At 70.5% G+C, this 24,608-nt stretch carries 28 protein-coding genes; 13 read left to right on the top strand and 15 right to left on the bottom strand.

From position 1 onward, the window contains the following. Positions 1–172 precede the first annotated feature (172 nt). Positions 173–619, top strand: a complete 447-nt coding sequence (locus VGR06_RS11125; RefSeq protein ID WP_327558933.1) for a DinB family protein — start codon at positions 173–175, stop codon at positions 617–619. Here the strand turns inward: VGR06_RS11125 and VGR06_RS11120 are convergent. Beyond that, positions 582–830, bottom strand: coding sequence for a DUF397 domain-containing protein (locus VGR06_RS11120; RefSeq protein ID WP_327558932.1), 249 nt, complete (start codon positions 828–830; stop codon positions 582–584). The two genes, VGR06_RS11125 and VGR06_RS11120, sit on opposite strands and share 38 nt — an antisense overlap. Next, positions 784–1,635 carry a helix-turn-helix transcriptional regulator gene (locus tag VGR06_RS11115; RefSeq protein ID WP_327558931.1) on the bottom strand — a complete coding sequence of 284 codons (852 nt, stop codon included), beginning with the start codon at positions 1,633–1,635 and terminating at the stop codon, positions 784–786. Before VGR06_RS11115 ends, VGR06_RS11120 begins: the two co-directional genes overlap by 47 nt. A gap of 226 nt (positions 1,636–1,861) precedes the next feature. Here VGR06_RS11115 and VGR06_RS11110 point away from each other — a divergent pair, with 226 nt between their 5' ends. Further along, complete coding sequence (locus VGR06_RS11110; RefSeq protein ID WP_327558930.1) at positions 1,862–5,173, top strand: GH92 family glycosyl hydrolase; 3,312 nt, start codon at positions 1,862–1,864, stop codon at positions 5,171–5,173. A 124-nt stretch (positions 5,174–5,297) separates the two neighbouring features. Here the strand turns inward: VGR06_RS11110 and VGR06_RS11105 are convergent, their stop codons facing one another. The 5 genes from VGR06_RS11105 to VGR06_RS11085 all read right to left on the bottom strand — a co-directional run bounded on the left by VGR06_RS11105 (position 5,298) and on the right by VGR06_RS11085 (position 8,828). Beyond that, on the bottom strand, positions 5,298–5,558 hold the full coding sequence (locus VGR06_RS11105) for a hypothetical protein (RefSeq protein ID WP_327558929.1): 261 nt from the start codon (positions 5,556–5,558) through the stop codon (positions 5,298–5,300). Continuing rightward, entirely contained in the window at positions 5,555–5,794 is a 240-nt protein-coding gene (locus VGR06_RS11100; RefSeq protein WP_327558928.1) for a hypothetical protein, read from the bottom strand. The genes VGR06_RS11105 and VGR06_RS11100 overlap by 4 nt, the downstream gene beginning before the upstream one ends. 21 nt (positions 5,795–5,815) lie before the next feature. Then, entirely contained in the window at positions 5,816–6,070 is a 255-nt protein-coding gene (locus VGR06_RS11095) for a hypothetical protein (RefSeq protein ID WP_327558927.1), read from the bottom strand. Positions 6,071–6,086: 16 nt separating this feature from the next. After that, positions 6,087–8,480: a hypothetical protein gene (locus VGR06_RS11090; protein ID WP_327558926.1), complete on the bottom strand. Its 2,394-nt coding sequence runs from the start codon at positions 8,478–8,480 to the stop codon at positions 6,087–6,089. Between the two features lie 156 nt (positions 8,481–8,636). After that, positions 8,637–8,828, bottom strand: coding sequence for a hypothetical protein (locus VGR06_RS11085; RefSeq protein ID WP_327558925.1), 192 nt, complete (start codon positions 8,826–8,828; stop codon positions 8,637–8,639). Between the two features lie 96 nt (positions 8,829–8,924). Between VGR06_RS11085 and VGR06_RS11080 the strand changes: the two genes are divergently transcribed. The 3 genes from VGR06_RS11080 (at position 8,925) to VGR06_RS11070 (ending at position 11,778) form a co-directional block, all read left to right on the top strand. After that, on the top strand, positions 8,925–9,581 hold the full coding sequence (locus VGR06_RS11080; RefSeq protein ID WP_327558924.1) for a pyridoxamine 5'-phosphate oxidase family protein: 657 nt from the start codon (positions 8,925–8,927) through the stop codon (positions 9,579–9,581). A gap of 239 nt (positions 9,582–9,820) precedes the next feature. After that, positions 9,821–10,735: an ABC transporter ATP-binding protein gene (locus VGR06_RS11075; protein ID WP_327558923.1), complete on the top strand. Its 915-nt coding sequence runs from the start codon at positions 9,821–9,823 to the stop codon at positions 10,733–10,735. Next, complete coding sequence (locus VGR06_RS11070) at positions 10,732–11,778, top strand: ABC transporter permease (protein ID WP_327558922.1); 1,047 nt, start codon at positions 10,732–10,734, stop codon at positions 11,776–11,778. Before VGR06_RS11075 ends, VGR06_RS11070 begins: the two co-directional genes overlap by 4 nt. On the opposite strand, the gene VGR06_RS11065 is transcribed toward VGR06_RS11070, so the two are convergent. Together VGR06_RS11065 and VGR06_RS11060 are read right to left on the bottom strand one after the other, a co-directional pair. Further along, positions 11,775–12,071 (bottom strand): hypothetical protein, encoded by a 297-nt coding sequence (locus tag VGR06_RS11065; protein ID WP_327558921.1) that lies wholly within the window; start codon positions 12,069–12,071, stop codon positions 11,775–11,777. The two genes, VGR06_RS11070 and VGR06_RS11065, sit on opposite strands and share 4 nt — an antisense overlap. A 114-nt stretch (positions 12,072–12,185) precedes the next feature. Continuing rightward, positions 12,186–12,905 (bottom strand): SDR family NAD(P)-dependent oxidoreductase, encoded by a 720-nt coding sequence (locus VGR06_RS11060; protein WP_327558920.1) that lies wholly within the window; start codon positions 12,903–12,905, stop codon positions 12,186–12,188. Positions 12,906–12,976: 71 nt separating this feature from the next. On the opposite strand from VGR06_RS11060, the gene VGR06_RS11055 reads away from it, so the two are divergent. Both VGR06_RS11055 and VGR06_RS11050 read left to right on the top strand, forming a co-directional pair. After that, entirely contained in the window at positions 12,977–13,843 is an 867-nt protein-coding gene (locus tag VGR06_RS11055) for a LysR family transcriptional regulator (protein ID WP_327558919.1), read from the top strand. Between the two features lie 74 nt (positions 13,844–13,917). After that, positions 13,918–14,544, top strand: coding sequence for a hypothetical protein (locus tag VGR06_RS11050; protein WP_327558918.1), 627 nt, complete (start codon positions 13,918–13,920; stop codon positions 14,542–14,544). A gap of 208 nt (positions 14,545–14,752) precedes the next feature. Here VGR06_RS11050 and VGR06_RS11045 read toward each other — a convergent pair whose 3' ends face one another. Further along, positions 14,753–15,256 carry a MarR family transcriptional regulator gene (locus tag VGR06_RS11045; RefSeq protein ID WP_327558917.1) on the bottom strand — a complete coding sequence of 168 codons (504 nt, stop codon included), beginning with the start codon at positions 15,254–15,256 and terminating at the stop codon, positions 14,753–14,755. Positions 15,257–15,327: 71 nt separating this feature from the next. On the opposite strand from VGR06_RS11045, the gene VGR06_RS11040 reads away from it, so the two are divergent. From VGR06_RS11040 to VGR06_RS11015, 6 genes are all read left to right on the top strand, one after another. Continuing rightward, positions 15,328–15,630 carry an MTH1187 family thiamine-binding protein gene (locus tag VGR06_RS11040; RefSeq protein ID WP_327558916.1) on the top strand — a complete coding sequence of 101 codons (303 nt, stop codon included), beginning with the start codon at positions 15,328–15,330 and terminating at the stop codon, positions 15,628–15,630. A gap of 97 nt (positions 15,631–15,727) precedes the next feature. Continuing rightward, positions 15,728–16,258: a hypothetical protein gene (locus VGR06_RS11035; protein ID WP_327558915.1), complete on the top strand. Its 531-nt coding sequence runs from the start codon at positions 15,728–15,730 to the stop codon at positions 16,256–16,258. Positions 16,259–16,402: 144 nt separating this feature from the next. Continuing rightward, positions 16,403–17,317, top strand: a complete 915-nt coding sequence (locus VGR06_RS11030) for a copper resistance D family protein (protein ID WP_327558914.1) — start codon at positions 16,403–16,405, stop codon at positions 17,315–17,317. A 28-nt stretch (positions 17,318–17,345) separates the two neighbouring features. After that, a complete protein-coding gene (locus tag VGR06_RS11025; protein WP_327558913.1) occupies positions 17,346–18,326 on the top strand; it encodes a cupredoxin family copper-binding protein in 981 nt (326 codons plus the stop codon). A 72-nt stretch (positions 18,327–18,398) separates the two neighbouring features. Beyond that, the gene (locus VGR06_RS11020; protein WP_327558912.1) at positions 18,399–18,908 is read left to right on the top strand and encodes a hypothetical protein; all 510 of its coding nucleotides are present in this window, start codon (positions 18,399–18,401) and stop codon (positions 18,906–18,908) included. Then, entirely contained in the window at positions 18,905–19,510 is a 606-nt protein-coding gene (locus tag VGR06_RS11015; RefSeq protein WP_327558911.1) for a cupredoxin family copper-binding protein, read from the top strand. Before VGR06_RS11020 ends, VGR06_RS11015 begins: the two co-directional genes overlap by 4 nt. Positions 19,511–19,517: 7 nt before the next feature. On the opposite strand, the gene VGR06_RS11010 is transcribed toward VGR06_RS11015, so the two are convergent. From VGR06_RS11010 to VGR06_RS10990, 5 genes are all read right to left on the bottom strand, one after another. Then, entirely contained in the window at positions 19,518–20,327 is an 810-nt protein-coding gene (locus tag VGR06_RS11010; protein WP_327558910.1) for a helix-turn-helix domain-containing protein, read from the bottom strand. A 63-nt stretch (positions 20,328–20,390) separates the two neighbouring features. Continuing rightward, positions 20,391–22,127, bottom strand: coding sequence for a copper resistance CopC/CopD family protein (locus VGR06_RS11005; RefSeq protein ID WP_327558909.1), 1,737 nt, complete (start codon positions 22,125–22,127; stop codon positions 20,391–20,393). A gap of 1 nt (position 22,128) precedes the next feature. Then, positions 22,129–22,764, bottom strand: coding sequence for a YcnI family protein (locus VGR06_RS11000; protein ID WP_327558908.1), 636 nt, complete (start codon positions 22,762–22,764; stop codon positions 22,129–22,131). Further along, on the bottom strand, positions 22,754–23,842 hold the full coding sequence (locus VGR06_RS10995; protein WP_327558907.1) for a multicopper oxidase family protein: 1,089 nt from the start codon (positions 23,840–23,842) through the stop codon (positions 22,754–22,756). Before VGR06_RS10995 ends, VGR06_RS11000 begins: the two co-directional genes overlap by 11 nt. 60 nt (positions 23,843–23,902) lie before the next feature. Beyond that, a partial coding sequence (locus tag VGR06_RS10990) for a YncE family protein (RefSeq protein ID WP_414637222.1) occupies positions 23,903–24,608 on the bottom strand: 706 nt, incomplete at its 5' end.

Here is a 24,608-nt window from a genome sequence, read left to right as displayed (position 1 = left end):
CTACGGGAGGCCGGGACACAACGACGCGAAGGCGGGACACGCCCGCGGGCCGGAAGGGTCTCGGGCGTGTCCCGCCCTGCGGTAGTCGTGTCCCGGTTTGGCGTAGGCATGTCCCGGCCTCGCGTAGACCTTCGATCCCTGGATCACCTGGACGCGGCGCTAGGCTCCCGGCGTGACTCCCGAGGTCGAGCAGCTTCGCGCGGTGCTGGAGGGACTGCGGGCGGCTGTGCTCAAGAAGCTGGCCGGGCTCAGCGAGGCGGACGCCCGGCGCAGCACGGTCGGGTCGGGCACCAACATCGCCGGACTGGTGCAGCACCTCACGTTCGTGGAGTCGCTGTGGTTCGGGGAGATCGTCGCAGGTGGGAAGGCCAGCGGCGACCGATCGATGCAGGTGGACCCGTCGGTGTCGGTGCGGACCCTCCGGGCCGACTACCGCGCGGCGTGTCAGGCCAGCAACGAGATCATCGCCGCGGTCGGTGACGCGGACGCACCGGTGACCCGCAACGGGAAGAATCGCGATCTTCGGTGGGTGCTGCTCTCGGTCATCGAGGAGACCGCCCGGCACGCCGGGCACGCGGACATCATCCGAGAGCAGATCGACGGCCAGACCGGGCGGTGATCAACGCCTGCCACCCTTCTGGGCCGATGGTCAGCATGGGGCCGTTGGTGTTCTTGGAGTCGCGCACCACCACACCGGGTGGGGCGTAGGCAACTTCGACGCAGTTGCCGTCAGGTGCCGAGCTGAAACTGCTCTTGCGCCAAGCTACTTCGACGCAGTTGCCGTCAGGTGCCTCGCTGAAGCTGCTCTTTCGCCAGGTCGTCAGGAACATTGCGGGAGTCCTCCGGTAGGTCGAACTCGCTCGCCAGCGCGGCGAGCAACTCCCGCGATTCTCCTCTATTCAAGGCGACGTCGGTGAGCACCGTCAGCTGTTCCTGATACCGAGAGACATGATCGTGGTCCTCCACGAAGAACCCGACGAACTGGTTCTCCAGATACAGCAGTGGACCGCTCGTCGTGTAGCGGAACAGCACGAACGACCCGCCCAACGAGCCTCGTTCGCCTAGCGCTGTGGGTACTACTCGGATCGTGATCATGGGTTGGTCGCACATGAGCGCGAGTTTGAGCATCTGCTCGTTCATCACCCGGTTGCCGCCCACGGGTAGCCGCAGCGCCTGCTCGTGGATGTAGAACTGGAATCCCCGCCGGTGCACCAGGCGTTGGCGTTCCATCCGCATGGGCGTGAACTTCGGGCCGATGAGCGCGGTGGCGTAGTCCTCGGTCTGCAGGAGTCCCGGCACGACCAGCGGGTCGTAGCTCTGCGAGAATTGTGCCGCGGTCTCGTGGAAGATCAGCGAGCTCAACCGATCCGACAGCCAGTAGCCCGGTGGCGCCGCTTCGCGGAACCAGTCGAGGAGGCTGTCGACCTCGCCGATGCCGGTGCCGCAATGCGCGGCGAAGCGCACCACCTCGACCGGCATCGCTTCCGCGGCGCCGCGTTCCAGGCGGGACACCTTGCTCTGCGACCAACCCAGCCGCTCCGCCATGTCCGCGAGCGACAGGCCCGCGGCCTCCCGGGTCTGCCGCAGGTAGCTGCCCACCTCGCGGGCCCGTGCCGTGCTCTCTCGTTCACCCATGCCCGGCACGCTAACCCCGCCGCCGCGCGGTTCGGGCCAGCGACAAGCGAAGTCCACCCCAACGACGTAGCCCGGTGCCCGCGTGTCACCGGGTGACAGGTAGACAACGTTGTCAAAGGACTGGACAAGTTCCCGGGGCGAGGTTGACGCCGTTCAAGATTCGCACGAAGGTGAGTTACGCGGTCAATCCTTGCCGACAAGGTTGTCAACGAAGGGCAGCGACGCCATGACCACCTCAAGGAAGCGGAGATTCGCGAGCACGATCAGCCTGGCGGTGGTCGCCGCCTTAGCCCCGGCCATCCCGGCCCACGCCGCCGAGCCCACCGCGGTCGATGATCTCGCCGCCCTGGTCGACCCATACACCGGCACCAAACCCGGTGGTCCGGACCTCGGCACCGGCGGCGGCGCGGGCAACACGTTCCCCGGCGCGGACGTGCCGTTCGGCATGGTCCAGTGGAGCCCGGACACCGTGACCCACCAGCACGGCGGCTACTTCTACGACGACAACCGGATCAAGGGGTTCAGCCTCACCCACCTGTCCGGCGCCGGCTGCTCCACCTACCAGGACCTCCCGGTCATGCCGTTCCCCGGCGAGGTCACCACTTCGCCCGCCGCCGACCCGGCCCGCTACATTTCGCGCTTCGCGCACACCAACGAAACCGTCAGCCCCGGCCGGTACGGCGTCTCGCTCGACTCCGGCGCGCGGGTGGATCTCTCGCTCACCCAGCGGACCGGCATCGGCCGGTTCACCTTTCCCGCCGGCGCGACGCAGACCATGCTGCTCAACACGTCCGGCTCGATCGCGGGCGCGGACGACGCGGAGACCACGATCGGCTCGAACTTCATCGCCGGCTGGGTCACCAGCGGCCGGTTCTGCGGCGCGGACGACCGTTATCGCCTGTACTTCCGGGCCGAATTCGACCGCTCGTTCGCCTCGTTCGGCACCTGGAAGAACGGCGCGGTCACCCCGGGCCGGACGTTCGAGAAGGGCGGGTCGGACCCCAAAGTCGACCTGAACAAGGTCAACGCCCCCAAGACCGCGGCCCGGGGCGCGGCGGCGAGTGCCGGTGCGCCATCGGTCAACGCGGTAACCCCCATGGACACCACGGTTTCCGGGCCCGGCACCGGCGCGTTCGTCACGTTCGACTCCTTCGCCGCGGACACCGTGCAGCTGCGGATCGGTCTGTCCTTCGTGTCCCTTGACGGCGCGCGGAAGAACCTGAAAGCCGAAAGCGGCAACAAGTCCTTCGACGCGATCGCCATCGCGGCGCGGGCGTCCTGGAACACCGTGCTGAACCGGATCAAGGTCACCGGCGGCACGGATGCCGAGCGGACCACGTTCTACACCGCGCTCTACCACTCGTTGTTGCAGCCCAACGTGTTCTCCGACGCGGACGGCGCATATATGGGTTTCGACGGGCGAACGCATGCCGCCGAGCGTGGGCACGCCATCTATTCCAACTTCTCCGGGTGGGACATCTACCGGTCCGAGGCGCAGCTGCTGGCGTTGATCGCGCCGCGGGAGACCTCGGACATCGCCCGATCGATGATCGCGTTCGCGGAGCAGGGCGGGTCGTGGGACCGCTGGACGGTGGCCAACGACTACACCGGCGTGATGGTCGGCGACCCGTACCACGTGATCGTCTCCAGCGCGTATGCCTTCGGTGCCAGGGACTTCGACGCGTCCAAGGCGCTGCTGCTGATGATGCGCGGGGCGACGCAGCCGACCCAGGGCTACCTGGAGCGTCCGGGCCTGACCGACTACCTGAACCTCGGCTACGTGCCGATGGCAGCGCCCGACGTCTGGGGTCCGGGCGCGACCACGCTCGAGTACACCAGCGCCGACTTCGCGATCGCGGACCTGGCCCGGCGGCTCGGCGACGGCGCGACCTGGTCGACGTTCATGAAGCGGGCGCAGAACTGGCAGAACATCTTCAACCCGGCCAACGCCTCGCTGCAGCCGCGGAACAAGGACGGGTCGTTCCTGGAGCCGTTCGTGCCGGGCAGCGGCGAGGGCTGGGTGGAGGGCAACGGCGCCCAGTATTTGTGGATGGTGCCGTACAACCCGCGTGGCCTGTTCACCGCTTTGGGCGGGAACGCGGCGGTGGTCCCGCGGCTCGACACGTTCTTCACCGAGCTCAACGCCGGTACCACGAAGCCGTTCGCGTTCCTCGGCAACGAGCCGAACATGCACACGCCCTGGCTCTACAACTACGTCGGCGCGCCGTACAAGACGCAGGCGATCACCCGGCGGGTCGAGCGCGAGCTGTTCAAGCCCGGGCCGGATGGCTTGGTGGGCAACGACGATCTCGGCCAGATGTCGTCGATGTATGTTTGGTCGGCGATCGGCATGTACCCGGTGATTCCGGGCCGGGCCGAGCTGGTGCTGAACAGCCCGCTGTTCACCTCCGTCGTGATCAGCCGTCCGGGTGGCGCGACGTTGAACATCACCGCCCCGGCCGCGGCCACCGACGCGCCGTACGTGACCGGGCTGAAGGTCAACGGCACGACCATGACCCGGACCTGGCTGCCGGAGTCCTTTGTGAACAATGGCGGTTCGGTCGAGTTCACGCTGTCCGGCACGCCGGATCCGAGCTGGGGCAGCGGGACCGCGGACGCGCCACCGTCCTTCCGCGACGGTGAGACCGGGCAGCGCGGGTTCGTCAGCCCGAGCCGGCTGGTGATCCCGGCGGGTGGGAGCGGCGAGGCGGCGATCGGCGCGCAGGACTTCACCGGGGCCGGTGCCACCGTCCGGTGGACCGCTTCTCCGCCGGCGGGGCTGCACGTGACCCCGGCCAGTGGTGAGGTCGAGATCCCGGCCGCGGGCAAGGCAACCGTGCCGGTGACGGTGAGCGTCGACCCCGGCGCCGAGCAGACCACGTACCGGATTCCGGTGGCCTTCACCGGCTCCGGCGGCGCGTCTCTGGCGAGCGCGACGTTCCAGGTGCTGGCGGCCGAACCGGGGAGCCTCCGCGCGGCGTTCAACAACGTCGGCACCTCGCCGGACGACAACATGGCGGTGGGCAACTACGACCTCGTCGGGTTCAGCCTGTCCGCGAACGCGCTGGCCGCGGCCGGCATCACCCGCGGTGGAACCGTGGTGGTGGACGGAATCTCGTATACCTGGCCGCAGGTTCCGGTGGCCGACCAGGACAACGTGCTCGTCGCCGGCCAGACCGTCAACCTGCCCGACGCGCCGGCCGGAGCCACCCGGCTGGCGTTCCTCGGCGGCGCGACGAACGGCCGGGCCAGCGGCACGCTGGTGATCACCTACACCGACGGCACCACGCAGAACGCCCAGATCGGCTTCTCCGACTGGACCCTCGGCGCCGGCGGCCAGCCCATATCGTTCAACAACCGGATTGCCGCACAAACCCCGTACCGCAATGCGGTCGGCGGCACCAAGCAGATGATCGTCACCTACGTGTTCGCCACCGCGCCGATCACCCTGGACGCCACCAAGCAGGTGGCCAAGGTGACCCTGCCCGACTCGGTGGACGGTGGGGACCTGCACGTGTTCGCGATCACCGCGGCCTGAGGGCCCAAACCCGCGAGTCCCCGGTTCAGACCCGCGAGTCCCCACTTCAGGCAACCGAGTTCCCGGTTCCGAACTGCGAACTCGGGTGCTGGAACTGGGGACTCGCGGTAAATGAGAGGCACCGTCACGGCGGCGTGGGCCGGCGGTGCAGGTGCAGGCGGAGCGCCCGGGCACCGGGATAGCTCAGCGCCGCGGCCCCCGCCACCAGCGGGATGTCGATCAGCAGGAACTCCCAGCTGATGCGGTACTCGCCGGACAGGACGGTGGCCAGCGTGCCGAGCACGACGGCAAGGCCGGCGCCCAGCGGGGCGCGCCAGGACGGGCGCAACACGCCGAGCGCCAGTCCGATCAGGAGTCCCGCCGTGACGGGAAACAGCTCGATCACTGGTCTCCTCCTTCGGTTGGCGGGACGGCCGGTGCGGGCCCGGCGTCCACTGCGGACTCGCCGGTCACCGCGTCCTGGGCCGAGATTCCGGGGCCGCCCACCGGCGGAGCTCCGGTGCCCGGTGCGGCCGCCGGTGCGGGTCCGGCGTCGGTCGCCGCGACCGCGCCGGTGGTGGCCGCCTCCGGCACGCTGGTGTCCACCGCCGGGGCGCCGTCGATCGAGATGGTGATACGCATGACTGTGTTACCCCGTTCCGGTTAGGAGAGCACCGCATAGCGGCCCTCGAACGTCACCGGGTTGGCGGTGAGGTTCTTGACCGTGAGCCAGTAGGTGCACTGGGTGGTGTTGGCGCGCTCGACGGCGACGTCCCAGTCGACCTCGGGTGCGCCGGGCTGCGGCGAGGTCGGCATCATGTACCAGACCACGTGCCACGTGGTGGGCCAGCCGTAGGTGAACCACCGGCCGGTGGCGTTGCCGGCGAGGGTGCCGGTGAATTGCACGTTCGTCCACATGGGATTCTCCGGTGTTTCAGTAGCGGCTGAGGATGCAGTACCGGCCCTCGAACGTCACAGGGTCGGGGGTGAGGTTCTGGACGGTGATCCAGTAGGTGGCGTACTCGGCGCTGGCGCGCTCGACCGCCACGCTCCAGGTCACCTGGGGCGACCCGGGCCGGGGTGTGGTCGGCATGACCGTCCACAGCACATGCCAGGTGGCCGGCCAGCCGTAGGTGAACCACCGGCCCGTGGCGTTGCCGGCGAGGGTGCCCGTCCACTGCACCCCGCACACCGGCTGCGTCATCCAGCCGTCCACCGGGATCTCCCACAGGCCCCGGTTGCGGGTGCCGGCGCGCAGCACCCGCGCGTGCGGGTGGAACACCAGGTCGCCGATGTAGCAGTTGGGCAGTGCGTTGGCGTAGTCCGCCCAGCTCGTGCCGCCGGTCAGGCTCTGGTAGACACCGAGGTCGGCGGCGACCCAGACCCGGTTGGCATTGGCCGTGTCCACCTCGATCGCGTTGACCGGCAGGGCGGGCAGGCCCGCGGTGCAGTCGGTCCAGCTCGTGCCGCCGTTGTCGGAGCGGTAGACCCGCCCGCCGCCGACGGTCCGGTACGTGGCCCACATCCGCGCCGCGCCACCGATGAGGTCACTGACGACGGCGGCCGGCCGGGGCGTGGTGAGCGTGGTGAGCGCGCCCCAGGCCGAGCCGTTCCAGCGGGAGTGGAAGATCTGCCCGTCGGTCCGTCCGATGTAGACGTTGTCGGCGTCCGGGATGTGCATCGCGCTGGACCGGCCCGCGGTGGGGTAGGCGAGCCTGGTCCAGGCGGTGCCGTTGTTGCGGGACACGTAGACGGCGTCGCCGCCCATCGCGACGGTGTCCCCGTTCGTGGCGCTGGTTTCGAACGGCGGGTAGAACAGGCTGCCTTCGCCGGCCGGAACCGGCGGGCGGATGTTCGCCCAGGTACCGAAATCGCCGCGGCTGGTGGACCTTTCCAGGGACATCCCGTAGTAGGTGTGGAAGACCGTTCGCGGGTCGACCCGGTTGACCGCGCAGTCGCCGCCGTCGCCGTCGGCGATGTGGGTGAGCACCGCCGATCCGGTCCACCGCTCCGTCCCGTTGTCCTGCGTGCCACCCACGACGAACCGGGCCGAGCCGAAGTCCTGCGCGATGTACTCGAACTCGGTGATCACCAGACCGTTGTTGCAGTGCTGCCACGTGTTCCCGCGGTCGGGGCTGCGGTACAGACCACCGTCGTTTCCGATGTAGACGGTGTCCGGGCGGCCGGGTTCGAACGCGATGGCGTGCTGGTCGGGGTGGATCGAGTCGCCTGCGGTCCGGCTGCTGATGTCCGTCCAGGTCCAGGTGCTGCCGGACAGCTCACCGCGGTGCGCGTCGATCGCCCCGCAGTACACCTGGGTGTCCCGGTCCGGGGCGACCGCGAGGAACCAGTCGTACCAGGCCTGCCCGGCCGACGCGCCCGGCGGCGAGCCGACCGCGGTCCAGGTGCCGGAGGCCCGCCGCCACAGGTAGCTGCTCGACCCTGCCGCTCCCCAGGCGTAGGCCACCGCGCTGTTCGACGGCGCGATCGCGACGGCCAGCCGGGCGAACGAACCGGGCGCGCCGGGAAGGGTCACGGCGGCCCAGCTCACCCCGCCGTCGGTGGAGCGCACCAGCCCGCCCTGGGCGGCCGCGAGAACCTCCGTGCCGGCCATGCTGATCGACCACGTGGGACCGGAACGCGCCTGGGTCCAGGTGGCTCCGGCATCCGCCGACGTGTACAACCCGCCCGTGGTGGCCGCGAGCAGGCGGCTGGTGTTCGCCCGGTCGATCATCAGGTCGTAGAAGCCCTGCCCGACAAAGGGTGCCGTGCATCGGGTCGACCAGGTGGTGCCGCCGTCGGTGGAACGGAGCACGCCCGCGCCCAGCCACGACCACCAGTTGCCCTCGCCGGTTCCGCAGTAGACGGTCGACGGGGTGACCGGATCGAACGCCAGCGCCCCGACGGTGAGCGTGGCGGCGTAGTCGGTGCGCGGTGCCCAGCTTGTCCCGCGGTCGCGGCTCTCCCATACTCCGCCATGGGCCGCGCCGGCGAGCACGTGCGCGGGATTGCCCGGGTCCACGGCAATGGCGGAAATGCGGCCGCTCACATTGACCCGGCCTGATCCGTACGTCTGGCCATTGGGAATTGTCGTCGGACCCAGCGACCGCCACTGCGGACCTGCCACCGGCGGACCCGCCAGCCGCTGGCCGACCTCGAAATACTCCTGGCCGACGTCCTCCACGGCGGTGGCCGGTGGCGCCTGCCCTTCCGGCACCGCACGGAACATCTCTGCACTGGTCTCGTAGTCCGGCCGCTGCGCGTCTGGAATGGACAGATCCATGACGGCCTCGGACGTGCCGGCGAATCCCGCGCTGTCCAGCAGCATCAGCAGCCTGGCCAGCGGCTTTCCGTTCGGGATTCGTTCGATTGTCTGCTCGGTTTGTGATTCACCTTCAGGCGCGAATTGTCGCGTCAATTCCTGATCGAGTGGGCCTCGCACGGCGCCTCCCGGGTCCCGGGAGTGTCGGTTCCCTGCCGGCGATCAGTCCCGGGTGTCTGCCCCTGCGGATGAGGGGTCGTCGGGCTCGCCATCTTCCGTTTCGGCTTCATCCGAAGATTCACCCGAATGTTCTAGTTCGGATGGTCCGAACCGCTGTTCGAGGAACTCCCGGCGCCGCTCGGCCGCCCGGCCACCTTCGCGCTCGTCGCGCGGCTCGTCGTCCGGTCCTCGCATCGCTGCCTCCGTGGCTTGCCGGACACCGTCCTACGCCGGTCGAAAATCAATGTCAACCAGCGTCGATCCGCTCCGCGGTTGCGGTACGAAGGTGCCATGAGCTCCTCGCTTCCGGCCCTCTCGACGACTCCGCGCACCCGGCTGGGCCGGATGAAGAAGCGCGGCACCCCGGACCGGGCCGTGCTCGATGAGATCCTTGCGGCCGGATTCCTGTGCCACCTCGGCGTCGTCGTCGACGGCTATCCCATGGTGGTGCCGACGGTTTACGGCGTCACCCAGGACACCCTGTACCTGCACGGCTCGGTCGCCAGCCCGAGCCTGGGAGGCGATGCGGAGGTGTGCGTCACCGTCGCCCACCTCGACGGCATCGTGGTCGCCCGGAGCGTCTTCGAGCATGGCATCAACTACCGGAGCGCCATGATCTTCGGGGTGCCGCGCCAGGTCACCGACCCCGACGAGAAGCTCCTCGGCCTGCGCTGCCTGGTCGAGCACATCATTCCCGGGCAGTGGGACTATGCCCGCCAGCCGAACCGGAAGGAGCTGGCGGCGAGCACGTTGCTGGCACTGTCGCTGGAGGAGGCTTCGGTCAAGGTTCGCACGGGGCCGCCGGACGACGGCGAAAGCCCGGACGCCGCGCTCGGGCACTGGGCCGGGGTGGTTCCGGCCCGCCTGGTGTTCGATGAGCCGGTACGGGACCCGCTACTGGCTGGCCTCGACCTCCCGGTTCCGCCGCACATCCGCCGTCTTTCGTGACCCCGCATGTTGGCGTCTCACGTCGCTGTGTTTGCCCGCTGCGACGGTGTGTTGGCCGGTCACGACGGGTGGCGTGGGTCGGCCGGGTCGTCGACGCGGCGCCAGTTGCCGACGCGGTGTGCGCCACGCGCCAACCAGGCGACGCGAGCGGCCAACATGCCGACGCCAGACGCCAACACATCGACGCCAGGCGCCAACATGCCAAGACGGTGGGGACCGCATGGGCTAGGTTCCGGCGCATGACAGGTAACGGGGGAGCCGCCATCGTGGCGGAGGATCTTCGGAAGGCGTACGGGGACCTGAAAGCCGTCGACGGGGTGTCGTTCTCGGTGCTGGAGGGTGAGTTCTTCGGCATTCTGGGGCCGAACGGGGCCGGGAAGACGACCACGCTGGAGATCGTCGAGGGGCTGCGGAAGCCGGACGGCGGGCGGGTCCGGTTGCTGGGGCAGGAGCCCTGGCCGCGCAAACTGGACCTGCTGCCGCGGATCGGGGTGCAACTGCAGGCGTCGAGCTTCTTCGAGAAGCTGACCACGCGGGAGCAGCTGCAGACGTTCGGTTCGCTGTACGGGGTGGGCGCGGCGCGGGTGGACGAGATGCTCGAGCTGGTGGGGCTGGCGGACAAGGCGGGTACCCGGGAGGGCCAGCTGTCCGGCGGGCAGCGGCAGCGGCTGTCGATCGCGTGCGCGCTGGTGCACGACCCGGATATCGTTTTCCTCGACGAGCCGACGGCGGCGCTGGACCCGCAGGCGCGGCGGAACCTGTGGGATGTGCTGCGGGCGATCCAGGATCGGGGCAAGACGATCCTGTACACCACGCACTATCTGGACGAGGCCGAGATCCTGTGCGACCGGGTGGCGATCATGGATCACGGGCGGATCCTCGCGATGGATGCACCGGCCACGCTGGTGCGCGGGTTGGACGCGCCGACGCATGTGCTGCTGGAGCCGGGGGCGTTGCCGGTGGACGCGGCACACGCGCTGCCCGGGGCGGAGTCGGTGTCGGCGGACGACGTCTCGTTGAGCATCTCCACGCGGGAGCCGGCGCGACTGCTCGGCGCGCTCGCCGAACGAGGCAGCCTCGGCGGGCTGCAGGTGCGGACGGCCACGCTGGAGGACGTGTTCCTTCAGCTCACCGGGCGGGAGTACCGGGCATGACCGCGTTCCGGAGCCTCTCGGTGGCCATGCTCAAGGGCTTCTACCGGGACAAGGCCACCCTGTTCTTCACGTTCGTCTTCCCGCTGATGTTCCTCGTCGTGTTCGGGTTGATCTTCCGCGACGCCGGCTCCAGCAAGATCAAGATCGGTGCGGTGGGGGACGGGCCGGTGCTCGTCGCGCTGGAGCAGACCGGGGCGGTCGACGTCGAGCGGTACGGCGACGTCGACAGCGCGGTGGCCAAGGTGAAGGACGGGGACCTGCCGGCGATGGTGGCCGAGCAGGGCGACACGGTCACGCTGCGGTTCGCGGCCAGCGACCAGACGCAGGCGGGCATCGTGCGCGGCATCCTCGGCGCCGCGGTGGCGGCCGCCAACCAGACGGCCACCGGGCAGGCGCCGCGCTACCAGGTCCAGGCCGCCCAGGTGGAGGACACGTCGCTGAGCGCCATCCAGTTCCTCACCCCGGGCATCATGTCCTGGGGCGTGGCCACCAGCGCGGTGTTCGGCTCGGCGCTGACCCTGGTGTCCTGGCGGCGAAAGCAGGTGCTGCGCCGGGTCCGGCTGGCTCCGGTCGGCGTTCCGGTGCTGCTCACCTCGCGCCTGCTGGTCACGTTCGGGATCGCCATCGGGCAGGCGCTGATCTTCATCCTGATCGGGATGCTGCCGGTGTTCGGGCTCAAGCTCACCGGCACCTGGTGGCTGGCGATCCCGGTCTTCCTGCTCGGCGTGCTCGCGTTCTTCGCCATCGGCATGCTGGTCGGCTCGTTCGCCAAGACCGAGGAGGCGGCCACCGGCGCGGCCAACATCGTGGTGCTGCCGATGGCGTTCCTGTCCGGCACGTTTTTCCCGATCGACGCCGCCCCCAGCTGGCTGCGCACGGTGTCCAACATCTTTCCGTTGCGGCACATGAACGACGGGATGATGAACTTCCTCGTCCGCGGCAGGTCCGCCGAGGCGCTCGTCGTCCCCGGCCTCGTCCTGCTCGGCTTCACCCTGGCGCTCGGTCTGCTCGCCGCCCGGGTGTTCCAGTGGGAGGACAGCTAATTCGCGGCCTCGTCCGGCAGGAAGCTCAGCATGTTCTGTCCGAACGAGACCAGCGCGCCGACCCCGGCGGCGAGGCAGGAGTAGGCCAGCGTGGTCCAGTAGCCGGAGGTGAGGACCGCGGCGCCGACCCCGGCCGAGGGAACCGCTCCGGCCACACCCTGAACCAGCGTGCGCAACGCCCGCAACCCCGCCACCCGTACCTTGGCCCACCCGGTGCCGGGCGCCGCGGCCATAATCGACGTCGCGTTGATCGGCGTCGCGGGAACCGGCGCGGCGGGGACCGCCTCGGTCATCATGTCCTCCCAATTCCGGGCGGTGACCCAGAAACACCGCCATACCTAACGACTTCGCGAGGTGTCAGCAGACCGTTACGGTCTGCCGCAATACGATGCCGCATATTGGGGTGATCACCAAGGCACTTGGCCGTTTTCGTCGAAGAAGCCGCCGGTGGGACCGTCGGGGCCGAGCGTGGCCAACCGGACCACGATCGTCGCGGCCCGGGCCGGGGAGCGGTCGAGCCGATAACCCCACGCCCTGGTCATGTCCGTCGCGGTGCCGCCCGGATCGGCCGCGTTGACCAGGATTCCGGTGCCGCGGAGCTCCTTGGCGTAGTGGACGGTCAGGGCGTTGAGCGCGGCCTTGGACGCGGGATAGGTGGCCGACGGCGGCAGGCTGGCGAACGGGCTCTCCGGATCCGTGGTGCGGCCGAACGATCCGACACTGCTGGACAGGTTCACGATCCGCGCGGACGGTGCGCGCCGCAGCAGGGGGAGCAGGGCGTTGGTCACCGTGAGCACGCCGAAGACGTTCGTCTCGAACACCGCGCGGACCGCGTCGGCGTCAACGGCGGCAACACCCCGTGGGCCGGTGATTCCGGCATTGTTGACCAGCACGTCGAGATGTCCGAAGCGCGCTTCGACGTGCTCGGCCGCCGCGCGGGCGGACTCCGGGTCGGTGACGTCGAGGACGACCGGGTGCACATCGCCGCGCAGGGCCGCCGCGGCCTGCTCCCCGCGGCCCGCGTCCCGTGCGGCGAGCAGCACCGACATCCCGCCGGCGGCGAGCCCGGCGGCGATCGCGTACCCGATGCCCTTGTTCGCGCCGGTGACCAGAGCGACCTTCGTCATGGGACAGACCTCATCATCGCCGGCGGCGCGACGGCAAAGACAAACCGGATCACCGTCGATACCGTGCGGGTATGGAGCGGCTGGAGACCCGGGAGCTGACCTACTTCGTGGCCGTGGCCGAGGAGCTGCATTTCGGCCGGGCGGCGATGCGTCTGGGCGTGACGCAGCCACCGCTGTCCCGGGCGATCCGGCAGCTGGAGCGCCGCCTCGGCGTGACGTTGCTGGAGCGCACCAGCCAGCGCGTCACCCTCACCGCGGCCGGCGAGGTCCTGCTGGCGGAAAGCCGCCCCATTCTTGACGCGGTGGCGGCCGCGGCGCGCAAGGCCCGGCGTGCCGGCCAGCCCAGCCCGCGGCTGCTGCTGACCATCTCCCCGTGCGGCGACATCCTGTTGCGGGACATCCTGGCCGCCTACGCAGCCGACCCGGACGCGATTCCGGTGGACATCGACGTCCGCACCGTCGGACGCCTGGCCTACCTGCGGGACGGTCAGGCCGACGTCGCGTTTCTGCACGGCCCGCCGGCCAGCCTGCGCGGGCTGGACACCGAGGAGCTGATGGTCGAGCGTCCGCTGGCGGTCCTGCCGCGCACGCACCGGCTGGCCGGGCGGAAAAGCCTGCGGCTGAACGATCTCCGCGGCGAGCCGCTGCCACGTTGGCCCGGCGAGCCGGAGGACCGCTGGGCCGGCGCCGGAGTCGAGTTCGGCCCCGGGCCACTGGTGCACGACGCCGGTGAGCTCATGCAGCTCATCACGCTGGGCCGGACGATCGCGCTGGAGCCCAAATCCGTCCTCGGCCCACTGCGCCGCGATCTGATCGGCGTACCAGTCCTCGACGCGCCCACCAGCACGATGCTGATCGCGTGGCCGGAGCAGAGCCGGTCGCGGGCGCTCGCCGCCTTCGTCCGCGCTGCGACGACCGTGGCAGCCTCGGCCGGGTAATGCCATTCCAGGAGGCAACCCTTTGGGTATTCCGGGCGTGAACGGTGATGACACGAAATACAAATCGATCAATCATGCTGCTCGCCGCGGCCGGAACGAGCCTCGGCCTGTTGCTGGCCGGATGCGGCGACAATCCGCTCTCGTTGTCCGTCAGTGACTCACCGGCGCCGACCACCACAAGTACCACACAAGTGCAGTCCGCCACAGCCTTCACGCCGGTGGTGCGCATCGACATCGCGGTGCACTGGATGGACGGTTTTTGTGGCGCGGTCAATGGTTTCACGGCGGACAACAACGCGATGACGCAACCGCCCTTCCCCAAGACCCCCAAGGCCGCCAAGCAAATCATCAGCAAGGTCCTCGGGGACTACGCGGCAAACCTGACCAAAGCGATCGACCGCCTGACCGCTCTTCCCCCGGCGCCAGACCAGGTCGGAAAGGTCGCGTACTTGACATTCCTGGGAAAATACACCTCCGCGCGCGACAAAGTCGTCGCCGCGAAAGCCCAGCTGGACAAGGCCGCGCCAACCAACTACGCCGCTCAGAATCGCGCTGCCGAGGCGATGGACGCCGCCCAGGAGGAGGTGTTCAGCGTGATCGATCCGATCAGGGCGATTCTGAGCTCACCCACACTGAAAATGGCATCGGCCCTTGCGCGCCAATGCTCGCCGGCGGCATGGTACCCCAGCCGCATTTCGTGATATTCGCTGTATTGGCCCCTGACGTCGCCATGTTGGCTCGTGGCGTCGCTGCGTTGGCTTGTGGCGTCGCCGTGTTGGCCGAGCGTGCGTGGGGGTTGTCGTCAGTGGTGTCCGGCGGCGTCGTCACCAGCCAACACACCCGCGCCAGAGGCCAACACGGCGACGTGGCGCGCCAACACGGCGACGTGAGACGCCAACATGGCTGCGGCTAGTCGGTGAAGTCGCCGGCGGCTTTGCGGACTTTGGCGAGGAGGTCGGTGAGGGCGGCGGTCTGACGGTCGGTGAGGCCGCGCAGGCCGAACTCGATGCCGGTGACGGCTTCGGTGGCGGCGGCCATGCGGTCGCGGCCGGGGTCGGTGATCTCGGCCAGGGTGGTGCGCCGGTCGGTGGGGTGCGGGGTGCGCTTGACCAGGCCGTCGGCTTCGAGGCGGTCGACGATGTTGGTGACGCTGGTGGGGTGGAGCTGGAGGCGCTCGCCCATGACCCGCATGGGGAGGCTGCCGCGGCGGGAGAACACCAGCAGCACCAGCGCCTCGTAGCGGGCGAAGGTGAGGCCGTGTGCTTTCAGGGCGCCGTCCACAGCGGACTGCAGGATCTGCTGGACGCGCATGATGCTGGTGACGGCGGCCATCGTGGTGGACGGTCCGATGCGCGCGGTCCACAGCTCGGCCGCGCGAACGATCGGGTCGAACGGCAGCGGTCGCGGGCTCATGGGGCTTGAAGCTACCAGTGGGTATCCAGGAGTCTGCCTGCACATCGCCACCTGGACCCAGGGAGGATCGCGTGCTCGTCGCGTTCAGTGTCAGCCCGCTCGGCGGAGAGTCGGACAGCGTGGGCAAGGCGGTTGCCGACGCGGTCCGGGTGGTTCGCGAGTCGGGGCTGCCCAACGAAACCACGGCCATGTTCACGACGCTGGAGGGCAACAGCTGGGACGAGGTCATGGAGGTGGTGAAACGCGCCGTCGAGGTCGTGCAGGCGCAGGCGCCGCGGGTGAGCCTGGTGCTCAAGGCGGACATCCGGCCCGGGCACACCGGCCAGCTGCGGGCCAAGGTGGAGCGAGTGGAGCACCATCTCGCCGACGAATAGCCTCACCGGCGCTACTCCGTTCCGGGGAGGCTGAATTTACCGAGCGGTCATCGGACGGTGACGCCCGGTAAGAGGACGTCTGATCGACTCTTGACTCGTGAGTAGGCGCTTGTTCAGCCGGGAGACTGTCGTCGCGGCGAGCCTGGTCGGGTCGGTGGTCGTGGTCGTCGGCTACGCCTCGGGCTTCGGTGTGCGGCCGATCTTCGGTGACCAGCCGGCACCGGGAGGTGGCCAGGCGATCGCGACGAGACCGCCGGCCATCCGGACAACGGCGCCGGTGACCACCACCACGCCGCCCGGCCAGCCGGCGCCGGCCAACCCGGCGGTGCCGCGGCAGGTCGTGCCCGGCACGCAGCTTCCACGCGTCACCACCACGACGTCGGCCGCGCACCCGCACCCGAGCCAGCCGACCACGACGACGACGCCGGCCTCACCCCCGCCGATCTGCCAGCCCGGGCTGGTTTCCGGCGTGCTCGACACGCTGCTGTCCGCGGTCGGCGGCGTGACCGGCGCGATCGGCCTGCCGCTTCCGGTCAGCGCGCTGCCGGCTGTTCCCGCTGACCCCGCCGGAACCCCGCTGCCGCTGGACGCCCTGCTCGGCACCTGCCCGCCGGAGCCGGGGCCATGAGCGAGCTTGCGAGCGAATCAATGTCACAGGGCGTCCGCGAGCGGCGCGACCGAGCCTGCGAGGGGGCGTCATGAGCGAGCTTGCGAGCGAATCAATGTCACAGGGCGCCCGCTCGCGGCGCGACCGAGCCTGCGAGGGGGCGACGTGAGCGTGTCCTGGGCGCACGCGGCGTACGTGCTGGCCCGCGGGCTGGACTACCTCGGCACCGCGGTGTTCCTGGGCGGCCTGGCGTTCCTGGCCGCGGTGTGGCCGGCCGGCGCCGGGGTGGCCGGGGCGCGCCGCCTGGTCGGGACCGGCTGGGTGCTCGGCATCATCGGTACGGTCGCCGCCATCGGGCTGGAGGGCGTGTGGGCCTCCGGCCGGCCGGTCGCGGACGCGTTCGACACCGCTCTGCTGAGCCAGGTTCTCGATGTCCACTTCGGACGGGTGTGGTTCGCCCGGGCGCTGCTGTGGGTGCTGGCCGGCGTGGTGCTCGCCGGGCTGCTGCGCGGCGGCGCGCGGTCGGCCCGGTCGCTCGCCTGGCGGGTGGGGGCCGGCGCGGTCGGGCTCGGGCTGCTCCGCACCAGCGGCATGACCGGCCATGCCACGGATGCGCCCAGCCCGGGTTGGGCGCAGGTCGCCGACCTCGTCCACCTCGTCGGCATCTGCCTGTGGATCGGCGGTCTGGCCATGCTGCTGTTCGGCGTGCTGCCCCGGCGCCGCCCGGACGAGCTCGGCACGGTGGTGCCCCGGTACTCCCGGCTGGCGATGATCTCCGTCGGGCTCATCGTGATCGCCGGCGTGGTGCTCGCCCTGCAGGTGCTCGGTTCCGTCGAAGCCGTCCTGCACACCGGCTACGGCCGGCTGCTGCTGGTCAAGGTCGGCATCGTCGCGCTGGTGCTGCTGGTCGCGCAGGCCAGCCGCGGCTGGGTGGCCCGCCGGCTGGACTTCGCCGTGGTGCTCCGCGGTGACGCGGCCACCGTCCGGCCGTTCGTCTACTCGGTCGCCGCCGAGACCGTGCTCGTGGTGTTCGTGCTGATCGCCGCGAGCTTCCTCGTCACGGCCAGTCCCGGCCGTTGATGAATCGGATACGGAAGGAGTGCCCTGCATGAATCAGTCCAATGCCGCCACCCTGGTGGCCGAGCGGGTGGCAGAGGAGGAGGCGTCCCCGCCGACGCCGGCTTCCGTGCCACCCCGACGCCGCCTCCTGCTGGTGCTCGCGGTGGTCGCCCTGGCCGGCACGCTGATCAGCCTGGCCTCGTTGCGGCTCGCCGACTCGGCGCCGGCGCGGCAGGTCGGGGTGGACGACAAGGCGGTGACCGGGATACTGCCGGGAGATCTCAGCGGGGTCGTGCCGGATCTGGGCAACGTGGTTCCGGCGCCGGCGCAGGCCGCTCCGGGCGCCGCGGCGGCACCGGCCGAGGCGAAACCCGCCGCGGCGGCGTCGAGCACCTCGGTCGCGATCATGAACTTCGCCTACAGCCCGGCCACGTTGACGATCACCGTCGGGGACACGGTCACCTGGACCAACCACGACAGCGCGCCGCACAACGTCGTGGTCTCCGACGGGCCGGAGAAGTTCACCTCCCCGACCCTCCAAACAGGACAGTCGTTCAGCTACACCTTCACGAAGGCGGGAACCTACGCCTACTACTGCTCGATCCACCCGAACATGAAGGCGACGGTGACCGTCCAGGGCGGCGGCACCGATCCGCCGCCCACCACCCCGCCCGGCACCGGAAAGTGCGTGTCGAAGCAGGTGCTGGACACGTTCATGGCGCACGTGAAGTCGGCGCACCTCGAGCGCGGTCCGCTCGACCAGGTCACCGACATTCTGAGCATCAACCAGTACGTGCTGACCCACACGGTGTGGGTGGAGCAGTTGCTCCAACCGCTGTACGACGGCACCGGTGATCAGGCGGTCAAGGACGCGCTGGCGCCGTTGATCGCGCACATCAACAGCGCGCACCTGGAGCGCTCGCCGCTCCAGCAGGTCACCGACATCCTGGCGGCCGACCAGTATGTAGCGACGCACACGGCGATGATCGAGGCCGTGGTCGCGCCGCTGGCCGCGCAGGCCACCTGCTGAATTCCCCGCGGTGGCCCGGCCGAAGAGAGGTCGGCCGGGCCACCACCCCCATTCTGCCCCGAGGAGGACACCGTGGCCGTCACCACCGAGGCCGACACCGCGGTCCTGCCCGCGGTCACCGGCGCGCTGCCGCCGCCGGGCCGCTACGAGCTGCGGCTGGACCGGTACGTGCTCGAGGTCGCGGTCCGGGTGCTCGGCCGGCCGCTGCTGCGCGGCCGGTTCCGGGCGGTCCGCGGCTGCCTCGAGGTCGGCGAGCCGAGCACACTGAGCCTGGACATCTCGGCGAAGTCGTTGCGTACCAACGTTCCGCTGCTGCGCCGGGTGGTCAGCGGCTCGTCCGGGCTGTGGGCGGCGCGGCACCGCACGATCCGGTTCACCGCGGTGGTGGCGCCGGACCGCCCGCGCCGGCTGGACCTCCGCGGCACGGTTCGGGTCCGGCACGAGGACCACGACCTGCCGATGCGGGCCCGGGTGGTCCACCTGGATCTGGACACCGTGGTGCTCGCCGCGCACGGAGTCCTTGACACGAACGGCTTTCCGCGCCGGCTGCACGTCGAGGCGGCTCTGGAGCTGGCCCGGTGAGGGCGGCCCTCGCGCTCGGGCTGCTGCTCGCGCCCGGTGTCGCGCTGCTCGCCCCGCAGCCGGCCGTCGCGGCCACGCAGCACGTGATGATGGAGCGGTACGCCTACTCGCCGGCCACCCTGACGGTGCGCGCCGGCGACTCGGTCACCTGGACCAACCACGACGAGGCCGCGCACGACGTGGTGACCTCGAGCGGGCCGGCGTCGTTCCGATCGCCGCTGCTGCAGACCAACCAGAGCTGGACGTTCACCTTCACCGTGCCCGGCACCTACGCCTACTACTGCTCGGTGCACCCCGACATGCGCGCGCAGGTCGTCGGGCTGGCGGCGGACACCCCCACCGCCGCGCCACCTCCGGCGCCGGCCCAGCAACCGGCGACCCGGCGGCCCATCGTGACGACCACCGCGGCCGCGCCACCGGCGGCACCGGTTCCGGCTCAACCAAGCAAAGATCCACCCATCACCAGCACCGCGGACGTACCGGCCCAGGCCAGCGCCGCGGTGGTGGGTGAGCGCCTCGACCCGATGCTGATCGTGGCCGGCATCGTCGCCGCGGTCGCCGTGCTCTGCCTGCTGCTGATCGGTGCGCGGCCGGAGCCGTGAGCACCTCTCAGCCCGGGGCCAGGCAACGGAGGGTCGCGATGGTGGCGTTGGCGGCGGTCCAGGCGTCGAGTTCCGGGCGGTTGCGGACGGGTTGCCAGCACACGATCAGGTTGAGGCGCCGGCGGACCTGGCCGGTGAGACGCTCGAGGAAGCCGCGGAGCTCGCAGCCGTCGAACGGGTCGGCGCAGGGCAGGAAATAGGTGGCGCCGCGGTTGGAGACTGCCACCAGCACGCTGGCGTCCGGCCAGCCGGGCTTCCGCCCGATTGTCCACTGTGGAGTGTCGTAGCCGATCCACATGGCCTCGGCGCCGGGAATCCATGCCGGCCGGCCCGCCGGTGCGCCGGTGACCGCGAGGGCGTTGCGGCTGCGCAGGTTCTGCAGCAGGTCCTGGGGGTTGGGGAAGCCCCAGCGGGACAGGTAGCTGCCGATCGTGGTCACGCCGAGCACCACCCGGAACTCGCGGTTGATCAGCTCGGCCACCGCCTGCCGGGTCCACACCTGGTACAGCAACCCGATCTCGTCCGGGGTCCGACGGATCACCGTCCGGGCCACCCAGAGCTGCTGCTCGGTGGTCAGCGCGAGCTGCTCACCCGGCCGCCGCCCGCGCCGCCCCGGCCGCAGCGACCCCTCGCCGCGGTTGCGGTAGGCCCGCACCCACGAGCCGACCGTCTGCCGGGACACGCCGAACAACCGCGCTACCTCCGCCTGGGACGCCCCGGACTGCACCGCGGCGATGACCCGCTTTCGCAGGTCCACCAACGCGTCCGGGGGTAGCCCGCGGGCATCTGCGGCTGCCATGGTCAGGGACCCGTACATGGCCTGCCACCTTTCTCCTCACCGCAGGATCAACGAGGCGGTGAGGTTTGCGGCTACGCCGGGTTACGAGATGTTTACCGGAACCCGGACGGTGGTCTGGTTGATCTCCGAGGTGCGCACCACGATGGCCAGCTCCCACCGCCCGGGCATCGGCACGGTGACCTCCGGCGCGCTGTAATGCGTCGGCCCGCTGCGGACGTAGCGGGGCGGCGCGGTAGTGGTCAGCGGCAGCGCGATCGGCCCGATCCCGGCCTCGGGCAGCCGCAGCTCGGCCCGGACCTCGGGCACCTGCTTCGGCGTCCCGGCCGGGTCGAGCACGGCGAGGTGCAGCTCGTTGCGGCCGGTCCTGGCCGGGGCGAACGCGAGCGCGATCTGCCCCTTGCCGGTCGGTCCGCCGGCGTCGAACGGAACCGCGAGCGAGAGCGGGCCCTCGGCGGCGGCCGACCGCGGGGGATTGCGCAGCCGGTCCAGCTCGGCCCGCGCCGGCTCGGTGCTGATCAGCGCCGTGGTCATCCCGAGCAGCAGCCCGGCCAGCACCGTCTCGGTGGTGACGAGCTTGCGGAACCGGCCGATCTCGCTGTGCTCCGGCCCGCGCCGGGCCCGCCGCTTCGCCGCGACGGTGGCCGGGCCGGCGCCGTACTGCCGGCGCACCCACAACCGGGCCAGCGCGCCGATCGACAGCAGCACCGCGACCAGCCCCAACTTGACCATCAGCCGCACCCCGTAGGTGGTGCTGAACAGCGCCGGGAACGTGCCGACCTCGCGCCAGCTCTGATAGATCCCGGTCGCCACCAGGATTCCGACGCAGGAGCCGGCGATCGTGGAGAACCGCGGGATGGCCGTGCGCATGGCGGCGACGTCACCGGACCGCAGCAGCACGCCCAGCAGCACCGGCAACCCACCGACCCACACCCCGGCGGCCGACAGGTGGATCACGTCGGCCGGCACCGACAGCCACTCCAGGCCGCTGCCCGCGCTGTGGGTGACCAGGCTCCAGGTGCTCGCCAGCGCCGCCGTCCCGGTCAGCACCAGCGCTCCGGGCCGCACTCTGTCCCGTGTGGACGGTCCGGCGGCCGGGAAGCGGATCAGCGCGAACCCGATGCCGGCCAGCAAACCCAGGCGCACCAGGAGAATCGGCCCGATCCGGCCGCCCAGCGTGCCGGCCAGCGAGCCGCCGCCCACGTACGGCCCGTACAGCAGCAGGGTGGCCACGCTCGCGCCGAACGCGGTGACCAGGCCGGCGACCATGAGCCGGCGGGTGCCGCGCCGGGCCAGGCCGCCCGGCCAGCACACCGCGACGAACAGCGCGGTGCCCACCAGCAACGCGAACCCCGCCAGGGCGAGCCAGCGGGCCAGCCCGTACAGGCCGGTCGCGGTCGCCGACCCCGCCGACGGGTCGTCCAGCGCGACCGCGGCCGGGCCGGTCGCCTCCCGGACGCTGAACGTGAACGCGCCCTGCACCGGGTGCGTGTCGGCGGAGACCACCCGCCAGGCCACCGTGTACGTGCCGTTGGCCAGCGTCTCCGGCACCGTGATCATGAGGCTGTCCGGTCTGCCCTCGGGGTGCTCCGGCCGGCCGGCTCCGGCGATGTCGTTGCCCCGCGGGCCGATCAGCCGCACCTGCGCGAGCCCGAGGTCCACCGGCTCGGAGAACCGCATCGACACCGACCCGGGTGAGGCGTCGATCAGCTGCCAGTTGCCCGGCGTGGTGGACACCAGCAATGCGTGTGCCCAGGCCGGCGCGGGCACGGCCAGCATCGTGCACACCGCGACCAGAACGGCCGCAACGGTTGTCCGCATGTCAGACCCGCGCTTTCTCCCGGGCCGTGCGGTGCGCTGGGACGGCGGGCGGTCGCGTCACCCGCCGGCGACCCAGCAGCACCACGGCGGCCAGTGCGCCGAACGCGGTGACCACTCCGGCGATTCCCGCCGCACGGGCGAACATATCCACAGTGGACGCACCGTGGCCGGCAGAGAGCGCGAGCACCGGCGCCGGGTGCTCGGGCTCGGGTGCGCCGTCGGCGGGCTCCTCGATCCAGCGCACCACCTGACCGTCTGAATAGGACTGAACAGCCTTGAACACCAGCCGGTCGACGCCGTGCGGGAGGCTCAGCGACACCGGGAACTCGGCGAACTCGCCCGGTTTGATCGCCCCTCCCTGCCAGGTGATGGACTGTTTCTCCACGGTCGCCGTCCATCCCGGGGTCTGCGCGATCGTGACGTTCCCGAGTGGATGCTCCTCGGGGAACGTGATCTGCAGCCGCACCGTCGAGGCGTCATCCCGCTCGTTGGGTACCCGGAACACGGCCCGGACGGCGTGCCCGGACGCCGCATCGTCCGCGGTAACCGTGACGTGGGCGGCCGCGAGCGGGGTGAACGCCAGCATTCCCACGCCGGCAAGGAGAAGCACGGCCAGGGCGCGGAGCCTAGTGGACATGGGTGATCCCTTCGAGAGGCAGGAGCGGGAGGCTGGGCAGCGGAAGCGGGGGCGCCTGCTGGGAAGGCTGGGATGGTTCAGGCTGGGATGGCGGCGGGGCGAGCAGCTCCGGGATGGGGATGGACGGCGGGTCCACGTAGAGGATGCTGACCAGGCCGCTCATCCCCTCGTTGGTCTCCGAGTGGGAGAAGATGTGGCAGTGCAGCATCCACTTGCCCGCGACCGGGGGCGTGTAGACGATGTCGAAGGTCTGCCCGACGCCGACCAGCACCGTGTCCATCCGCTGCGGGAACGGCAGCCGGTTTCCGTCCTGGGCGACCACTTCGAAGAACCCGCCGTGCAGGTGGATCGGGTGGATCATCTCCGGCCCGGTGCCGATCAGCCGGAACCGCACCCGCTCGCCGACCTTGGCGCGCAGCGGCGCGGTGGCCGGGAAGCTCTTGCCGTTGAACACGAAGCCGAGCGCGCCGTCGCCGATCATGATCCGGTAGTCGCGGTCGGCCGGGATGTCGCCGAGCCGGGGCACCACCTCGAGCGCGCCGTACACCCCGCGGCCCTCCTGCTCGCCGCCCATGTGTGAGTGGTACCAATGGGTTCCGGTGCTCACCGCGGTCCACCGGTAGGTGTAGGTCTGGCCGGGGTCGATCATCAGCTGGGTGAGCCCGGGCACGCCGTCCTGGCTGTTCGGCAGCACCATCCCGTGCCAGTGCAGCGACGTGGGCTCGGGCAGGTCGTTCTTGACGTTGATGCGCAGCTTGTCGCCCTCGTTGACCCGGATCACCGGGCCCGGCACGGTTCCGTTGATGGCGAAGGCCTGTTTCACCACACCGGGCTTGACCGCCCAGGCCAGCGGTGCGAGGCGCAGGTTGAACACCTTCTCGCCGTCGGCGAGCTGCCACTCGGCGGTCCGGGTGCCGTCGCCGAGGTCCTCACCGCCGCCGCTGGTGGGCGCCGCGGCGGCGACCGGCGCCGGAACAACCGGGTCGGGAGTGGACAGTGGGGTCGTGGCCGGGCCGGGCAGGAGCAAGGCCGCCGTGAGGCCGGCGGCGAGCAGCCAGCGCAGTTTCGGGATGTGCACGGTTTCCTCCGCGGTCCGCGCGGGTCGGAGCGGTGGCCCCGACCCGCGCGAAACCGTTGTCTAGCAGTCGGTTTGGAACGTCACCGGGTGACGCTGGCGGCAGGTCAACTGGTCGTTGACCGCGTTGCTGGGCACGCGCTGCACCCAGCCCTCGTAGGCCAGCGGGATGGGCAGCACGCCCTGCCCGCCGAAGCCGGCCCACTTGGTGATGGTTCCGTCCTTCGGCGTCGCCGCGGTGCCGTCGAGCACGAACTTGCCGACCACGGCCGCGTCCTCCGGGTTGCCGTCCTGGTTCGGATCGGTGTCGATCACGGCCAGGGTGTTGGCGAACTTGCTGGAGGCGTAGGCGTAGTAGCCGCCGCCCTTCTTGGCGCCGAAGTTGATGCCGTGGCATCCGGCGTCGCAGGGCAGCCACTTGACGATCTCGTCCGTCTTCGGGTCGATCACGGTGATGTTGGACGTCAACGTGTTCGCCACGAGCAGGGCCGAGTTGTCCGGCGCCACGGGTAGCTGGATCGGCAGGCCGCCGAACGGTCCGGAGGCACCGGCCACCGGGTCGTAGCTACCCCACAGGTCGATCTGCTTGGTGTGCGCGGTGGTGCTGCCGGTGACGCACTTGTTCTCCGTGGGCTGGTTGGAGATGCACGACACCGCACCGCCGAGGAAGTCGGCCATGTAGGTTTTCGACCCGTCCGGCGTCATTCCCGTGGCGATCGGCAGCTCGCCGGTCTGCTCGTGCCGGATGTTCCCCGTGGGAATGTCAACC

Source organism: Actinophytocola sp. (genome assembly GCF_036002505.1).
GTDB lineage: Bacteria > Actinomycetota > Actinomycetes > Mycobacteriales > Pseudonocardiaceae > DASYTH01.
This window is presented reverse-complemented; position numbering and strand designations above follow the sequence as displayed.

What these genes read in the sequence shown, in the direction of transcription:
- VGR06_RS11110 (WP_327558930.1), top strand. Translation starts at nt 1,862, where the DNA reads ATGACCACCTCAAGGAAGCGGAGATTCGCGAGCACGATCAGCCTGGCG.
- VGR06_RS11085 (WP_327558925.1), bottom strand. Translation starts at nt 8,828, where the DNA reads ATGCGAGGACCGGACGACGAGCCGCGCGACGAGCGCGAAGGTGGCCGG.
- VGR06_RS11115 (WP_327558931.1), bottom strand. Translation starts at nt 1,635, where the DNA reads ATGGGTGAACGAGAGAGCACGGCACGGGCCCGCGAGGTGGGCAGCTAC.
- VGR06_RS11095 (WP_327558927.1), bottom strand. Translation starts at nt 6,070, where the DNA reads ATGTGGACGAACGTGCAATTCACCGGCACCCTCGCCGGCAACGCCACC.
- VGR06_RS11100 (WP_327558928.1), bottom strand. Translation starts at nt 5,794, where the DNA reads ATGCGTATCACCATCTCGATCGACGGCGCCCCGGCGGTGGACACCAGC.
- VGR06_RS11005 (WP_327558909.1), bottom strand. Translation starts at nt 22,127, where the DNA reads ATGCGGACAACCGTTGCGGCCGTTCTGGTCGCGGTGTGCACGATGCTG.
- VGR06_RS11055 (WP_327558919.1), top strand. Translation starts at nt 12,977, where the DNA reads ATGGAGCGGCTGGAGACCCGGGAGCTGACCTACTTCGTGGCCGTGGCC.
- VGR06_RS11065 (WP_327558921.1), bottom strand. Translation starts at nt 12,071, where the DNA reads ATGACCGAGGCGGTCCCCGCCGCGCCGGTTCCCGCGACGCCGATCAAC.
- VGR06_RS11045 (WP_327558917.1), bottom strand. Translation starts at nt 15,256, where the DNA reads ATGAGCCCGCGACCGCTGCCGTTCGACCCGATCGTTCGCGCGGCCGAG.
- VGR06_RS11080 (WP_327558924.1), top strand. Translation starts at nt 8,925, where the DNA reads ATGAGCTCCTCGCTTCCGGCCCTCTCGACGACTCCGCGCACCCGGCTG.
- VGR06_RS11025 (WP_327558913.1), top strand. Translation starts at nt 17,346, where the DNA reads ATGAATCAGTCCAATGCCGCCACCCTGGTGGCCGAGCGGGTGGCAGAG.
- VGR06_RS11000 (WP_327558908.1), bottom strand. Translation starts at nt 22,764, where the DNA reads ATGTCCACTAGGCTCCGCGCCCTGGCCGTGCTTCTCCTTGCCGGCGTG.
- VGR06_RS11090 (WP_327558926.1), bottom strand. Translation starts at nt 8,480, where the DNA reads ATGCTGCTGGACAGCGCGGGATTCGCCGGCACGTCCGAGGCCGTCATG.
- VGR06_RS11070 (WP_327558922.1), top strand. Translation starts at nt 10,732, where the DNA reads ATGACCGCGTTCCGGAGCCTCTCGGTGGCCATGCTCAAGGGCTTCTAC.
- VGR06_RS11050 (WP_327558918.1), top strand. Translation starts at nt 13,918, where the DNA reads ATGCTGCTCGCCGCGGCCGGAACGAGCCTCGGCCTGTTGCTGGCCGGA.
- VGR06_RS11010 (WP_327558910.1), bottom strand. Translation starts at nt 20,327, where the DNA reads ATGTACGGGTCCCTGACCATGGCAGCCGCAGATGCCCGCGGGCTACCC.
- VGR06_RS11060 (WP_327558920.1), bottom strand. Translation starts at nt 12,905, where the DNA reads ATGACGAAGGTCGCTCTGGTCACCGGCGCGAACAAGGGCATCGGGTAC.
- VGR06_RS11075 (WP_327558923.1), top strand. Translation starts at nt 9,821, where the DNA reads ATGACAGGTAACGGGGGAGCCGCCATCGTGGCGGAGGATCTTCGGAAG.
- VGR06_RS11120 (WP_327558932.1), bottom strand. Translation starts at nt 830, where the DNA reads ATGTTCCTGACGACCTGGCGAAAGAGCAGCTTCAGCGAGGCACCTGAC.